We start from the raw sequence: 13,932 nt of genomic DNA, 5'->3' as shown, positions 1-13,932 counted from the left end.
TGAAGTTCGGTCGGGATATCTTCGACGCCAGCCGAACGATCAGGCGTCCCGCAGCGCCGCCACGAACGCCTGCATCAGCGCGGGATCCTTCACGCCGGGGGCGCTTTCGATGCCGGACGACACATCGACCTGGCGTGCGCCGGTCATGCGAACGGCCGTTGCAACCGTCTGCGGCGTCAGGCCACCGGCCAGCATCCATGGAACGGGCCAGCGACGCCCCGCCAGAAGCGACCAGTCGAAGGCCAGGCCGTTGCCGCCCGGAAGGACCGCGCCGGGATCCGGCTTGGCGTCGACCAGAAGCTGATCGGCAACGCGGCCATAGGTATCGAGCGCCGCAAGATCTGCTTTTCCGGCCACTCCGACCGCCTTCATCACGGGCAGGCCGAAGCGTGCGCGCACCTCCGTCACCCGATCGGGCGACTCGCGCCCATGCAGTTGCAGCATGTCGATGGGCACGGTGTCCAGGATGTGATCCAGCGCGGCATCGTCGGCATCGACGGTCAGCGCGACCTTGCAGATCCCGGCCGGCACCTCCAGCGCCAGGCCGGCGGCCTGCGCCGGATCCACGTTGCGCGGCGATCGCGGGAAAAACACGAACCCCACATAGGTGGCACCCGCCTCGGCCGCCGCGACGATATCGGCGGGGCGGGACAGGCCACAGAACTTGGCCCGCACCTCAGCCATGGCGGGCAAACCGGCCGTGTCCGATCATTCCAACAGCGCCAGAACGTCGTCGCCGCGGCCCGAGGGGCTTTTCATGCGCGACACCTCGGACTTCAGGGCTTCGGCCTCGCGCCGTTTGCGGGCCGCTTCGGCGCGGTACTTGTGTTCGCGCAGCCATTCCCAGACGAAACCGACCAGGACACCGAACGCGACACTGAGAAGGATCACCATGAACAACGGCAGGCTGACCGACCGGTGCCAGCCCAGATAGGCCCCCACGTCGGCGGGGATCAGTTGAAGCGTGACGATTTCGCGGTTGGCCAGGGCCACGACCACGAGGATGACCATGAGGACAATCAACACGGCATAGCGGAGATAACGCATTCGGTTTCCTATTTCTCGTTCAGGCGATCACGCAGCAGCTTGCCGGTCTTGAAGAACGGCACATGTTTTTCTTCAACGGGAACGGCTTCACCGGTGCGCGGGTTGCGTCCGATCCTTGCGTCGCGCTTCTTGACCGAAAAGGCGCCGAAGCCGCGCAACTCGACCCGGTCGCCGCGCGCCATGGCGCCGATGATTTCCTCGAAGATCGTGTTCACGATCTTTTCGACATCCCGCTGGTATAAATGAGGATTGTCGTCGGCGATCTTCTGGATCAATTCCGAGCGGATCATCAGTTTTCCCCCTATGTCGACGTCCCACGGTCGTTTCTCGCCGGGCTTGTGGCGGAAGTATAGAAGAAATAATTGCGACGCGAAACTGCCGAGACCGGCTTCGATCCAGCTATCTTTTCGCCAAACTTCTGTTTTTCTGTGGCAAATCGAACCGAACCATGCCTCGGCCCGCATACGGCGTTAGCGCAATCGCCGCCGCGCCCGGGCATTTATGGGCAATGATTCGCCGGCATGGAGAACCGCCAGACGAAAACACCCCCGCATCCTGCGATGCGGGGGTGTTTGTGCAACCTGTGTCGGGCTGCGGATCAGTTGTCGCCCTTCAGCGCCGCGCCAAGGATATCGCCCAGCGACGCGCCCGAGTCGGACGAGCCGTATTGTTCGACGGCTTCCTTTTCTTCGGCGATCTCGCGGGCCTTGATCGACAGGCCCAGACGGCGGGTCTTCTGATCGACGTTCGTGACGCGAACGTCGACCTTGTCACCGACCTGGAACCGCTCGGGGCGCTGTTCGGCACGATCGCGCGACAGGTCCGAACGACGGATGAAGGATTTGGCGCCCTCATACTCGACCTCGATGCCGCCATCCTCGATCGACGTCACGGTCACCGTGATGATCGAACCGCGACGCACACCTTCGGTGGCACCGGTGAACGAATCGTCCAGCGCCTTGATCGAAAGCGAGATCCGCTCCTTCTCGACGTCCACTTCGGTGACCACGGCCTGAACCACGTCGCCCTTCTGATAGGACTGGATGGCTTCTTCGCCACGCTGGTCCCAGGACAGGTCGGACAGGTGCACCATGCCGTCGATGTCGTTGTCCAGACCGACGAACAGACCGAATTCGGTGATGTTCTTGACGTCGCCCTCGACCTGCGTGCCCTCGGGATGGGTTTCGGCGAACACTTCCCACGGGTTGCGCATGGTCTGCTTCAGACCCAGCGACACGCGGCGCTTGGCCGGATCGATCTCCAGAACCATGACCTCGACCTCTTGCGAGGTGGACACGATCTTGCCCGGGTGGACGTTCTTCTTGGTCCAGGACATCTCGGACACGTGCACAAGGCCCTCGACGCCCGGCTCCAGCTCGACGAACGCACCATAGTCGGTGATGTTGGTCACGCGGCCGGTGTGCGACGATTCGATCGGGAACTTGATCTCGACCGAATCCCACGGATCCGCCTGCAGCTGCTTCATGCCAAGGCTGATGCGGTGGGTTTCCTTGTTGATCTTGATGACCTGCACCTTGACGGTCTCGCCGATCGACAGGATCTCGGACGGGTGGTTGACCCGGCGCCATGCCATGTCGGTGACGTGCAACAGGCCGTCGACACCGCCCAGATCCACGAATGCACCATATTCGGTGATGTTCTTGACCACACCGTCCACGGCCTGGCCTTCGGTCAGGTTGCCGATGACCTCGGCACGCTGCTCGGCGCGGCTTTCTTCCAGGATGGCGCGACGCGACACGACGATGTTGCCCCGGCGGCGGTCCATCTTGAGGATCTGGAACGGCTGCTTCAGACCCATCAGCGGGCCGGCATCGCGCACGGGGCGCACATCGACCTGCGAACCGGGCAGGAACGCAACGGCGCCGCCCAGATCGACGGTGAAGCCGCCCTTGACACGACCAAAGATCGCGCCTTCGACGCGGTTCTCGTCGGCATAGGCCTTTTCCAAGCGGTCCCAGGCTTCCTCGCGGCGGGCCATTTCACGGGAAATGACGGCTTCGCCCTTGGCGTTCTCGACCTGGCGCAGGAAGACTTCGACTTCGTCGCCGACGTTCACGTTGGGCTGTTCGCCCGGCTCTGCGAATTCCTTCAGCTCGACGCGGCCTTCCATCTTGTAGCCGACGTCGATGATGGCCTGGCCCGCCTCGATGGCGATGACCCGGCCCTTGACGACAGAACCCTCGTCGGGGGTATCGATCTCGAAGCTTTCGTTCAGGAGGGCTTCGAATTCCTCCATGGATGCGGATGCGCTCATGTGGCGGTATCGTCCTTTTTCATCGTTTTCTGGCCGTGCGGTTGTCTCCGCCGGTCTTTCGGTTTCCATTGGTCGCGGGCCCGGGCCGGGCGGGAAAAAAACGAGGGCCGGCTGAACCGACCCTGCATCCCCCGTCACCGAAGCTGTTTCCGCCCCTTCGACAGCCGCGCGTATACGTCACATAAGCACCAAAGACAAGGGCGGCAGCGCAATGCAACCTGCACGGCCCGATACCGCTCCATCCTGCTTTTTCTTGCCCTAAATACTCACGGCGCCACGCCTCCACGCGCGCGACGCCGGTTTCACGACGTGCCGTTGCCGCGGGCGTCCATGGTGCGTCGGATCACGGTGCAGGCGGCCTCGATGGCGTCGTCGATGCCCATCGACGAGGTGTCGATCAGAACCGCGTCGTCGGCGGGCTTCATCGGTGCGCTTGCGCGGGCGGCATCGCGGGTGTCGCGCTGGCGCAGATCGGCCAGCACCTGCGCCAGCGTCACGGTATCGCCCCGCGCGCACAACTCGGCGTGGCGACGCCCGGCGCGCACGGCATCGCTGGCGGTGATGAACAGCTTGGTGTCGGCGTCGGGGCAGATCACGGTGCCGATGTCGCGCCCGTCCAGCACCGCGCCCCCGCTGCGCCGCGCGAAGGCGTGCTGAAAGTCCAGCAGGGCGGCGCGCACCTTCGGATCGACGGCAACCCGGCTGGCGGCCTGCGCCACGTCACCACCGCGCAGATCGGGACGGTCCAGATCGCTGGCCCGCAGGTTCCGCGCAGCCTCAAGCGGATCCTCGCCGTCCATCATCCGCCGCCCCGTCGCCCGGTACAGCAGGCCGGTATCCAGATGCGCAAAGCCGAAGCGTTCGGCCACGGCCCGCGCGATCGTGCCCTTGCCGCTGGCCGCCGGGCCATCGATTGCTACTGTAAATGCCATGCGTCCCCGCCCCATTCGTGGACATTCAGGTTAAACCGCGCACCGGGCGAAGAAAAGCGGCAACCGTCCTATTCGGCGCTGGCGACGTCGTCGCGCCCGGCGTTGCGGAACCAGCGCACGATCTTCTTGCGGTCCTCGTCGGGCAGTTCGGTGATGTTGGCCGGCGGCATGGCGTGCGACACGCCCGATTGCAGATAGATCTGGCGCGCTTCGCGGGCAATGTCGTTGGCGGTTTCCAGATAGACGCCCTTGGGCGCCCACCGGATCCCGTCCCAGCCGGGTTCGCGGGCGTGGCACATGGAACAGCGCCCCATCACGATATCGCTCACCTCCTCAAAACCCGCGGCGCTGGCATAGACCTGCTCGTGCGCCGTCATCTCCTGCGCGTCCAGCGCGTCGTAATCGCCGTCCCATGTGTTCGCGGTCGACAGCCAGGCCAGCACGATGAACAGGATGACGGTCCCCGCCCATGTCCAGGTCGGCACCGGTTTGCGCATGTGCATCGTGTTGAAGTAATGCCGGATCAGCACGCCGATCAAAAACACCAGCGACGCGATGATCCAGGTGTATTCCGTCGCGAACGCCAGCGGATAGTGGTTCGACAGCATCAAAAACAGCACCGGCAGTGTCAGGTAATTGTTGTGGGTGCTGCGCAGCTTGGCGATCTTGCCGTATTTCGGATCCGGCGTGCGCCCGGCCTTCAGGTCGTCGACGACGATCCGCTGGTTCGGCATGATGATGAAGAACACGTTGGCCGTCATGATCGTCGCGGTGAAGGCGCCAAGGTGCAGCATCGCGGCGCGGCCCGTGAAGATCTGGTTATACCCCCACGACATGGCCACCAGGATGACGAACAGCAACAGCATCAGGACCGTCGGTTTTTCCCCCAGAGGCGATTTGCAAAGGAAATCATAGGCGATCCAGCCGATGGTCAGCGATCCGGCGGAAATCGCGATCGCCTGCCACACGGCCAGGTCCGCCTTGGCCGGATCGATCAGGAACAACTCGGCCCCGACCCAATAGACGATCATCAGCATCGCCGCGCCCGAAATCCAGGTCCAGTAGCTTTCCCATTTGAACCAGGTCAGGTGTTCGGGCATTGCCGCCGGCGCGACCAGGTATTTCTGGATATGATAGAAGCCGCCGCCATGCACCTGCCATTCCTCGCCGTCGGCCGGGCCGTTGATGTTGCGGTTCAGACCAAGGTCGAGCGCGACGAAATAGAACGACGATCCGATCCACGCGATCGCGGTGATGACATGCAGCCAGCGCACCGCGAAGGCGAACCAGTCCCACATGATGGCGAAATCGTACATTGGCGGTTTCCTCCCTGCTTGTGGATCGACCCTATCGCACGGACGAATTTTCAACCATGTTCGGCGTGGAACAAGCAGCGTCAAATAAAACCGAAGAATGTCCTATCTCGACAACATCCGCACCTTCGTCAGGGTCTATGAACTGGGCAGCATGTCGGCGGCCGCGCGCGACCAGCGGATTTCGCCCGCCGTCGCCTCGGCCCGGATGACCCAGCTGGAACATCATCTGGGCGTGCGCCTGTTTCAGCGCACAACGCGCAGTCTGTCGCCCACCGAACAGGGCACGATCTTTTACGAAGGCGCCTGTGCGATCCTCGAATCGGTGGAACAGGCCGAAGCGGGCGTCGCCGATATCACCGAAAACCCCCGCGGCACGTTGCACATCGCGGCACCCCTGGGGTTGGGCCGGCGGCTGATCGCGCCGCACATCCCGGACTTTTCAACGAAATATCCCGACGTGACGGTGCGCCTGCGGCTGAGCGATCGCAAGATCGACCTGACCGCCGAGGGGCTGGACGTCGCCTTCATCCTGGGCCGTCCCGAGGATTCGACCCTCAGGATCCGCAAGATCGCGGATTGCGACCGCGTGCTGTGCGCCAGCCCCGATTATATTGCGCGCCACGGCCACCCGATGTCGGGCGGCGAGATCGACAAGGGCCAGCACAACTGCCTGAACCTGCGGTTTCCCGGGGCGCCCGAATTTCAGTGGGAGCTGAAGACGCCGAGCGGGGCCGCGCGGTTCGAGGTGCGCGGCCGGTTCGAATCCGACGACGGCGACGTTCTGACCGCCTGGGCGCTGGCTGGCGCGGGAATCGTGATGAAACCCACGTTCGAGATCGCCGATCACCTGCAAAGCGGCGCGTTGATCCGGGTGGCCGAAGACACGCCGCCCTTGCCCGTGCAACTGGCCTGCCTCTATGCCCATCGGCGCCATCAGGATCCGAAGGCGCGATTGTTCATGGAATTCATGATCGCCCGGATGACCGCGGCACTGCGCGCGCCCTAGCTGCCGCGATAGGTCGAATAGCCGAACGGCGACAGCAGCAGCGGCACATGGTAGTGGCTGGCCTCGGACATCCCGAACCGCAACGGGATCAGGTCAAGGAACCGGGGATCTTCCGCCGGAACGCCGCAGGCATCCAGATATGCGCCCGCGTGAAACACCAGCTCATAGGTGCCGGTTTCGAACTCGGCTTCGGGCAGGATCTGGCTGTCGGTGCGCCCGTCGGCGTTGGTGGTCAGTGCGCGCAGGTGGGTGCGGGTGTCGCCGTCAATTCGATAGAGGTCGATCTTCAACCCTTCGGCGGGGCAGCCGCGGGCGGTGTCCAGAACATGGGTGGTCAGGTATCCGGGCATCGTGCGTCCTCTTGCTGTTTCACCCACCCTGCCCCGGCACGGGCACGGACGGAAGCGGGCCTGCGCGCATGGGTGCTTTCGATATTAATTGATAATCCGCGCCCCCGTTGCGCAGTATCGTGGCGCGACAAAGGAGATCCGAAATGAACCGCTATCCCCGCGACTTGCAAGGTTACGGCGCCAACCCGCCCGATCCGAAATGGCCGAACGACGCGAAGATCGCCGTTCAGATCGTGCTGAACTATGAAGAGGGCGGCGAGAACAACATCCTGCACGGCGATCCCGCGTCCGAGGCGTTCCTGTCGGAAATCGTCGGGGCGGCGCAATGGCCGGGTCAGCGTCACGCGAACATGGAATCGATCTATGAATACGGGGCGCGCGCCGGGTTCTGGCGGCTGCACCGGATGCTGAAGGACCTGCCGATCACGGTTTACGGCGTCGCCAGCGCATTGGCCCGCTCGCCCGAGCAGGTAGCCGCAATGATCGCGGCGGATTGGGAGATGGCGTCGCACGGTCTGAAATGGATCGAACACAAGGACATGCCCGAGGATCAGGAACGCGCCGCCATCGCCGAGGCGATCGCCCTGCACACCGAAGTCACCGGCACGCCGCCGCGGGGCTGGTATTGCGGACGCTCGTCCGGCAACACCATTCGACTGGCCGCCGAAACCGGGCAATTCGCCTATGTCGCCGACGCCTATGCCGACGACCTGCCTTACTGGCAGGAATACGGCGACCGGGATCAGTTGATCGTGCCCTATACGCTCGATTGCAACGACATGCGCTTTGCGACGCCGCAGGGGTTCAACTCGGGCGATCAGTTCTTCTGCTATCTGCGCGATTCCTTCGACACGCTGTATCGTGAAGGCTGTGACGGGGCGCCGAAGATGCTGTCGGTCGGTCTGCATTGCCGCCTGGTTGGCCGTCCCGGCCGGGCCGAGGCGCTGCGCCGGTTCCTCGACCATGCCCGCGGCCATGATGGCGTCTGGTTCGCCACCCGCGCACAGATCGCCGATCACTGGGCCAAGGTGCATCCCCATGTGCGCCATGTTCGGCCCAGCGCGATGGATCGTGAGACATTCGTGGCGAAATACGGCAGCATTTTCGAACATTCGCCCTGGATCGCAGAAGCGGCGCATGACGGCGAACTGGGCGCGGCCAACGACACGGCGATTGGATTGCACAATGCCTTGGCCCGCGTGTTCCGCCGCGCAGATGCCGATCAGCGGCTGGGCGTGCTGACGGCCCACCCCGACCTGGCGGGCAAGCTGGCAGCGGCACGGCAACTGACCGCGGAATCGACGGCCGAACAGGCCGGTGCCGGTCTGGACCTGCTGAGCGACGAGGAACGCGCGACATTCACCCGCCTGAACGACGCCTATGTGGCCAGGAACGGGTTCCCCTTCATCATCGCCGTGCGCGACCATGACAAGGCCAGCATCCTGTCGGCCTTCCAGCGGCGGCTGGAACAGGACCGCGACACCGAATTCGCCGAGGCCTGCCGCCAGGTCGAACGCATTGCGCTGCACCGCTTGAAAGGAATCCTGCCATGAGCCGCGAGATCAAGGCCGAACCGCTGACCGCTGCCGCCTTCGCCCCCTACGGCGATGTGCTGGAGGTGTCGGGCAACCCCGACAAGATGATCAACGCCGGGCTGTGTGGCCGCCACCACGACCGCGCCACGCTGGATTTCGGCGACGGGCGCGCGGGGATCAGCATCTTCGACGCACAGGCGCGCGCCCTGCCCCACACCCTGGACCTGGTCGAACGTCACCCCGACGGATCCCAGGCCTTCGTGCCGATGCACCGGAACGAATGGCTGGTGGTCGTGGCCCCCGATGAGGGCGGCAAACCCGGCACGCCGGTGGCGTTCATCGCCGCGCCGGGTCAGGGGGTGAACTTTCACCGGGGCACATGGCACGGCGTTCTGACGCCGCTGCACGCGCCCGGCCTGTTCGCCGTGATCGACCGGATCGGTGATGGCGCGAACCTTGAGGAGGTGCCGCTGGATCCGGTCTGGACCATCACCGCCTGACGTCAGGCTGACGAAACGCGAAACGCCCGCCGGATCGCTCCGGCGGGCGTTTTTTCATGTCGGTGTCGTGAAAACCCGCTTACGTTTCGCGCGCCGATCGGCCCGGCTTTTGCGCCGGGCCGCGGGTTTCAGTGCGCGCCGTCCGAAGCCAGCGCCGCCTTGCGCGCCTCGTCTTCCGCATCGACGGTGGTGCCGTTCAGCAGCGCATTCAGCGCCACGGCCCAGATCGACGCCAGCAGGATGCCGCTTTCGATCAGCGGGTGCCAGGCGTGGGGCAGATGGATCTTGAAGTCGGGCGCGATCAGCGGGATCATTCCGGCGCCCAGCGAGATGGCGACGATCAGACCGTTGAACTTGTTGGTCTTGAAATCGACACCGCCGAGGATGCGAACCCCGGTGGCCGCCACCATGCCGAACATGACAAGGCCCGCACCGCCCAGCACGGCAACCGGCAGCGCCTCGACCACCGCGCCCATCTTGGGGATCAGGCCCAGCACGATCATGATCGCGCCGCCCATGACACAGACATAGCGTGACCGGATGCCGGTCACCCCCACCAGGCCGACGTTCTGGCTGAACGAGGTATAGGGGAAGGTATTGAACACACCGCCGATCAGCGTGCCCAAGCCATCAGTGCGCAACCCGGCGGACAATGTCGTGCGCTCAAGCTTGGTGCCGCACATTTCGGACAGGGCCAGGAACATGCCCGTGGATTCGATCATCACGACGATCATGACCAGCGTCATGGTGATGATCATGACCGGATCGAAGATGGGCAGACCGAAATGGAACGGTGTGATCAGCGCGAACCACTTGGCGGTGCCGACATGGTCGAAATGCATCATGCCCATGACCGATGCCGCGATGGCACCGACGATGATGCCCAGCAGGACCGCGATGTTCGCCCAGAACCCGCGTGCGAATTTCATCACGGCGATGATGGTGAACAGCACCAAGAATGCGATGGCCATGCTGGGGATCGTCGCATAGTTCGGATTCTCGATCGACGGGGCAACCCTCAGCCCGTCGGGAATGGCCGGGATTACGCCCGCGTCCAGCATCCCCCCGACCTTTTCCAGCCAGGCCAGATGTTCGGGGTCGATGATCTTGGGCGCGGTCGGACCCACCGGCAGGCCGAAGATCCAGTTGATGCCGATCCGCATCAGGGTGACGCCGATGACCAGGATGATCGTGCCGGTCACGACCGGCGGAAAGAACCGCAGCATCCGGCTGACCAGCGGCGCGATCAGCATGGCGATGATGCCCGCGCCGATGATCGCGCCAAAGATCATGCGCGCGCCTTCGGTGCCCGGATTGGCGGCGCCGATGGCGACCATGGGGCCGACCGAGGCGAAGGTGACGCCCATCATGACCGGCAGCTTGACGCCGAAATACTTGGACGCGCCCAGCGACTGGATGATCGTGACGACGCCGCAGACGAACAGATCGGCGGAAATCAGGAACGCGACCTCGGCCGGTTGCAGGCCAAGAACCCGCCCGACGATCAGCGGCACGGCAATCGCCCCCGCATACATCACCAGAACGTGCTGAAGACCCAGCGTGAACAGCTTTGGCGCCGCGATGCGTTCATTGACCGCATCGGGCGGGATCGTGGGGGTCTGGGTAACGGACATCTAAAGGTTTCCTCCCTTGAATTACTCCCGGTGCCACCGATGGCTTTCGATCATCGGCGGCCGGCAAATTGGTGTCGGGCCGCACTGCGGCCCGGCCGCCCGTCAGCCCCGCGCCAGCGGCAGCGCGGCGTGGCGGTTCACGTCCTTGTACAGCAGATAGCGGAACGGCCCCGGCCCGCCGGCGTAACAGGCCTGCGGGCAGAAGGCGCGCAGCCACATGAAATCGCCGGCCTCGACCTCGACCCAGTCGCGGTTCAGCGCATAGACGGCCTTGCCCTCCAGCACATACAGGCCGTGTTCCATCACGTGGGTCTCCAGGAACGGGATCACCCCGCCCGGTTGCAGCGTGACGATTGTCACGTGCATGTCATGGCGCAGGTCGGCCGGATCGACAAAGCGTGTCGTGGCCCATGCACCGTTGGTGTCGGGCATGACCGTCGGCGCGATGTCGCCTTCGTTCAGGATCAGCGGATCGGGCCGGTCGATGCCCTCGGCGGCGACATAGGCCTTGCGGATCCAGTGAAACCGCGTGATCGCATCCTTGCCGTTCATCAGGCTCCAGTCCGCGCCTGCCGGAATATAGGCATATCCGCCTTCGGCCATGTCGTGCGCCGTGCCCTCGATCGTCAGGGTGAAACCGCCCTCGACGACGAACAGCACGCCTTGCGCCCCGGCGTCCGCCTCGGGGCGGGTCGATCCTCCGCCCGGCTGCACTTCCATGATGTATTGCGAAAACGTCTCGGCAAAGCCGGTCATCGGGCGCGCGATGACCCACAGGCGCGTGGCGTCCCAATGGGGCAGGAAACTGGTGGTGATGTCGCGCATGGTGCCGTGCGGAATGACGGCATAGGCATCGGTGAACACCGCCCGCCCGGTCAGCAGTTCGGTTTGCGGCGGGTGGCCGCCGTGGGGGGCGAAATATCTGGGTGCGGTCATCACATTCTCCGGCAATCAGGTCTGGGCCCGATCATCCGGCATGGCGTGTTGGTGCGGAAGCCGCACAATCGCTAAGGTTCTATCGCCATTTATTGAAGATCGCGGGGGATCCCACACTCAGCGCAGGAAGAACAGCACCGTCATCACCGCCCCCACGGCCACCACGAAACCGCGCAGAAGGTCGGTGCGCACGATGCGGCGGCTGACCTTGGCACCGATGTATCCACCCGTCGCCGTGGCCAGCGCCAGGATCAGCGCGACATCCCAGGCGATCAGGTCGGCGACGATGAACATCACCGCCGATACCACAGACAGGATCGCCGACATCAGGCTTTTCAGCCCGTTCATCCCGTGAATATCGACGAACCCGATCAACCCGAAGGTCGCCAGCAGCATGATGCCGAGGCCACCGTTGAAATAACCGCCATAGACCGACACCGCCAGAACCGCGCCCCCCGACACAAGCGGACCGGCCCCCGCCCGCCCGGACGCGCGCAGTCGCTGCAACAGCGCGGGCCCGACTGCGAACAACAGTGTCGCAATCCCGAGAAGCCACGGCACCACACCGGCGAACACCGCGCCGGGGGTCACCATCAGCAGCAGCGCACCCACCGCACCGCCGGCCACGGCGATCTGCATCAGCGTGCGCAGCCGCAGCGCCCCTTCGGCCCGCACATCACGCCGGAAGGCCCAGGCGCTCAGAACATAGCCGGGCACCGCGGTCAGGGTTGCCGTGGCATTGGCCGAGATCGGCGCGATCCCCAGCCAGACCAGCGCCGGGAAGGTAACGAACGTGCCACCGCCGGCGACCGCGTTCAGCGCCCCGGCAAACAGCCCGGCGAGGATCAGCACCAGCATGTCCATCGTGTCGTGTCCCCGTGATTGTCGAAGGTGCGGCGCCGGACAACGGCCGACGCGCAAGGCGCGACCGGCCGCGATGGGCGGCGCCGTGCCGGATCGTCAGTCGCGCCGCAGATCTGCGCCCAGCGCGCCCATCAACGGCTCGAAGATCGGGAAGGACGTGGTGATCGGCCCGGCGTCGTCCACCGTGACCGCCGCCTGTGCCGCCATCCCCGCGATCAGGAACGACATCGCGATCCGGTGATCCAGACGCGACGCACAGGTCGCGCCACCGGGCAAGCCGCCCGGACCCATGCCGGTGACGCGCCACCAATCCTCGCCCTCGTCCACAATCGCCCCGCAGGCCCGCAGCCCCTGGGCCATGGCGTCGATCCGGTCGCTTTCCTTGACGCGCAGCTCTTTCACCCCCTGCATGTCGGTCACGCCTTCGGCAAAACAGGCGACAACCGACAGGATCGGGTATTCGTCGATCATGCTGGCCGCGCGCTCGGGCGGCACGGCGATGCCCTTCATGTCGGGCGAGAAGCGCGCGCGCAGGTCGGCCACAGGCTCGCCACCCTCGGTGCGCTCGTTCTCATAGGTCAGATCGGCGCCCATCTCGCGCAAGGTGGTGAACAGGCCGGCGCGCGTGGGGTTCAGACCGATCCCCGGCACCAGCACGTCGGACCCTTCGACGATCAGCGCCGCGCAGACGGGAAATGCCGCGGAACTGGGATCGCGCGGCACGGCAATCTCCTGGGGTTGCAGTTCCGGCTGGCCGGTCAGGGTGATGACGTGGCCTTCGTGCGTCTCCTCGACCTCGATCTTCGCGCCAAAGCCGGCCAGCATCCGTTCGGTATGATCGCGCGTCGCCTCGCGCTCGATCACCACGGTGTCGCCACGCACGTTCAACCCGGCCAGCAGGATCGCCGATTTCACCTGCGCCGACGGCACCGGCGTGGCATAGCGCACGGCGACCGGGTCGGCCGCACCCACCAGGGTCATCGGCAACCGCCCGCCGCGCCGGCCGTAAGCCGCCGTGCCGAACAACGCCAACGGGTCGGTCACCCGCCCCATGGGCCGCCCGTTCAGCGACGCATCGCCGGTGAAGGTCGCCGTGATCGGTGTCGTCGCCATGGCCCCCATGATCAGACGCACGCCGGTGCCCGAGTTGCCGCAATCGATGACGTCGTCGGGTTCCCCGAAACCGCCGACGCCGACGCCATGCACGGACCACGCGCCGCCGCCGTGATCGGTGACCTCGGCCCCGAAGGCCCGCATGGCGCGCGCGGTGTCCAGCACGTCCTGCCCTTCCAGCAGGCCGGTGATGCGCGTCTCGCCCACCGCCATGGCGCCCAGGATCAGCGACCGGTGCGAGATCGACTTGTCCCCCGGCACCTCGGCCACACCGTGCAGGGGCGCACCCGAACGCGCGGTCATCGGAATCGGTTTGCCATGGGCGGACATACCCGCGCCTCCTTCTGCGTCTTGGGAAATCGCGCGGATACTACGCAAGACACCGCCGCGCGCAATGGCCGAGTGGTCCCAGCGGCCCGCCGTA

14 protein-coding genes are annotated in these 13,932 nt (G+C 65.1%); 3 read left to right on the top strand and 11 right to left on the bottom strand.

Translation table 11 applies throughout. From position 1 onward, the window contains the following. Positions 1-39: 39 nt before the first annotated feature. The 6 genes from CFP68_RS07495 to CFP68_RS07470 all read right to left on the bottom strand — a co-directional run bounded on the left by CFP68_RS07495 (position 40) and on the right by CFP68_RS07470 (position 5,570). Positions 40-684, bottom strand: coding sequence for a phosphoribosylanthranilate isomerase (locus tag CFP68_RS07495; RefSeq protein ID WP_099826300.1), 645 nt, complete (start codon positions 682-684; stop codon positions 40-42). A gap of 24 nt (positions 685-708) precedes the next feature. Then, positions 709-1,047, bottom strand: a complete 339-nt coding sequence (locus CFP68_RS07490) for a LapA family protein (RefSeq protein ID WP_099826299.1) — start codon at positions 1,045-1,047, stop codon at positions 709-711. 8 nt (positions 1,048-1,055) lie between these two features. After that, positions 1,056-1,337 (bottom strand): integration host factor subunit beta, encoded by a 282-nt coding sequence (gene ihfB, locus CFP68_RS07485; protein WP_099826298.1) that lies wholly within the window; start codon positions 1,335-1,337, stop codon positions 1,056-1,058. A 308-nt stretch (positions 1,338-1,645) separates the two neighbouring features. Then, positions 1,646-3,322, bottom strand: coding sequence for a 30S ribosomal protein S1 (rpsA, locus tag CFP68_RS07480; RefSeq protein WP_099826558.1), 1,677 nt, complete (start codon positions 3,320-3,322; stop codon positions 1,646-1,648). A 302-nt stretch (positions 3,323-3,624) separates the two neighbouring features. After that, the gene (locus CFP68_RS07475) at positions 3,625-4,254 is read right to left on the bottom strand and encodes a (d)CMP kinase (RefSeq protein WP_099826297.1); all 630 of its coding nucleotides are present in this window, start codon (positions 4,252-4,254) and stop codon (positions 3,625-3,627) included. Between the two features lie 68 nt (positions 4,255-4,322). Beyond that, positions 4,323-5,570, bottom strand: coding sequence for a urate hydroxylase PuuD (locus tag CFP68_RS07470; RefSeq protein WP_099826296.1), 1,248 nt, complete (start codon positions 5,568-5,570; stop codon positions 4,323-4,325). 97 nt (positions 5,571-5,667) lie between these two features. Between CFP68_RS07470 and CFP68_RS07465 the strand changes: the two genes are divergently transcribed. After that, a complete protein-coding gene (locus CFP68_RS07465; protein ID WP_099826295.1) occupies positions 5,668-6,576 on the top strand; it encodes a LysR family transcriptional regulator in 909 nt (302 codons plus the stop codon). Here the strand turns inward: CFP68_RS07465 and uraH are convergent. Then, the gene (uraH, locus tag CFP68_RS07460; protein WP_099826294.1) at positions 6,573-6,926 is read right to left on the bottom strand and encodes a hydroxyisourate hydrolase; all 354 of its coding nucleotides are present in this window, start codon (positions 6,924-6,926) and stop codon (positions 6,573-6,575) included. The genes CFP68_RS07465 and uraH overlap by 4 nt on opposite strands. 143 nt (positions 6,927-7,069) lie before the next feature. Between uraH and puuE the strand changes: the two genes are divergently transcribed. After that, entirely contained in the window at positions 7,070-8,479 is a 1,410-nt protein-coding gene (puuE, locus tag CFP68_RS07455; protein WP_099826293.1) for an allantoinase PuuE, read from the top strand. Then, positions 8,476-8,961: an ureidoglycolate lyase gene (locus tag CFP68_RS07450; protein ID WP_099826292.1), complete on the top strand. Its 486-nt coding sequence runs from the start codon at positions 8,476-8,478 to the stop codon at positions 8,959-8,961. The genes puuE and CFP68_RS07450 overlap by 4 nt, the downstream gene beginning before the upstream one ends. A gap of 128 nt (positions 8,962-9,089) precedes the next feature. On the opposite strand, the gene CFP68_RS07445 is transcribed toward CFP68_RS07450, so the two are convergent. The 4 genes from CFP68_RS07445 to aroA all read right to left on the bottom strand — a co-directional run bounded on the left by CFP68_RS07445 (position 9,090) and on the right by aroA (position 13,838). Further along, positions 9,090-10,595: a nucleobase:cation symporter-2 family protein gene (locus CFP68_RS07445; protein WP_099826291.1), complete on the bottom strand. Its 1,506-nt coding sequence runs from the start codon at positions 10,593-10,595 to the stop codon at positions 9,090-9,092. 102 nt (positions 10,596-10,697) lie between these two features. Beyond that, complete coding sequence (locus CFP68_RS07440) at positions 10,698-11,531, bottom strand: bifunctional allantoicase/(S)-ureidoglycine aminohydrolase (protein ID WP_099826290.1); 834 nt, start codon at positions 11,529-11,531, stop codon at positions 10,698-10,700. Between the two features lie 117 nt (positions 11,532-11,648). After that, a complete protein-coding gene (locus CFP68_RS07435) occupies positions 11,649-12,395 on the bottom strand; it encodes a sulfite exporter TauE/SafE family protein (protein ID WP_099826289.1) in 747 nt (248 codons plus the stop codon). A gap of 96 nt (positions 12,396-12,491) precedes the next feature. Beyond that, positions 12,492-13,838, bottom strand: coding sequence for a 3-phosphoshikimate 1-carboxyvinyltransferase (aroA, locus tag CFP68_RS07430; protein WP_099826288.1), 1,347 nt, complete (start codon positions 13,836-13,838; stop codon positions 12,492-12,494). Positions 13,839-13,932 lie beyond the last annotated feature (94 nt).

It is taken from the genome of Oceaniglobus indicus, from assembly GCF_002751875.1.
GTDB lineage: Bacteria > Pseudomonadota > Alphaproteobacteria > Rhodobacterales > Rhodobacteraceae > Oceaniglobus > Oceaniglobus indicus.
The sequence above is the reverse complement of the archived record's forward strand: the minus strand, read 5'-3'. Positions and strand labels throughout refer to the sequence as shown.

Coding starts and splice junctions, on each gene's coding strand:
- CFP68_RS07445 (WP_099826291.1), bottom strand. CDS start 10,595: ATGTCCGTTACCCAGACCCCCACGATCCCGCCCGATGCGGTCAATGAA.
- aroA (WP_099826288.1), bottom strand. CDS start 13,838: ATGTCCGCCCATGGCAAACCGATTCCGATGACCGCGCGTTCGGGTGCG.
- CFP68_RS07470 (WP_099826296.1), bottom strand. CDS start 5,570: ATGTACGATTTCGCCATCATGTGGGACTGGTTCGCCTTCGCGGTGCGC.
- uraH (WP_099826294.1), bottom strand. CDS start 6,926: ATGCCCGGATACCTGACCACCCATGTTCTGGACACCGCCCGCGGCTGC.
- rpsA (WP_099826558.1), bottom strand. CDS start 3,322: ATGAGCGCATCCGCATCCATGGAGGAATTCGAAGCCCTCCTGAACGAA.
- CFP68_RS07465 (WP_099826295.1), top strand. CDS start 5,668: ATGTCCTATCTCGACAACATCCGCACCTTCGTCAGGGTCTATGAACTG.
- CFP68_RS07440 (WP_099826290.1), bottom strand. CDS start 11,531: ATGACCGCACCCAGATATTTCGCCCCCCACGGCGGCCACCCGCCGCAA.
- ihfB (WP_099826298.1), bottom strand. CDS start 1,337: ATGATCCGCTCGGAATTGATCCAGAAGATCGCCGACGACAATCCTCAT.
- CFP68_RS07475 (WP_099826297.1), bottom strand. CDS start 4,254: ATGGCATTTACAGTAGCAATCGATGGCCCGGCGGCCAGCGGCAAGGGC.
- CFP68_RS07450 (WP_099826292.1), top strand. CDS start 8,476: ATGAGCCGCGAGATCAAGGCCGAACCGCTGACCGCTGCCGCCTTCGCC.
- CFP68_RS07490 (WP_099826299.1), bottom strand. CDS start 1,047: ATGCGTTATCTCCGCTATGCCGTGTTGATTGTCCTCATGGTCATCCTC.
- CFP68_RS07435 (WP_099826289.1), bottom strand. CDS start 12,395: ATGGACATGCTGGTGCTGATCCTCGCCGGGCTGTTTGCCGGGGCGCTG.
- CFP68_RS07495 (WP_099826300.1), bottom strand. CDS start 684: ATGGCTGAGGTGCGGGCCAAGTTCTGTGGCCTGTCCCGCCCCGCCGAT.
- puuE (WP_099826293.1), top strand. CDS start 7,070: ATGAACCGCTATCCCCGCGACTTGCAAGGTTACGGCGCCAACCCGCCC.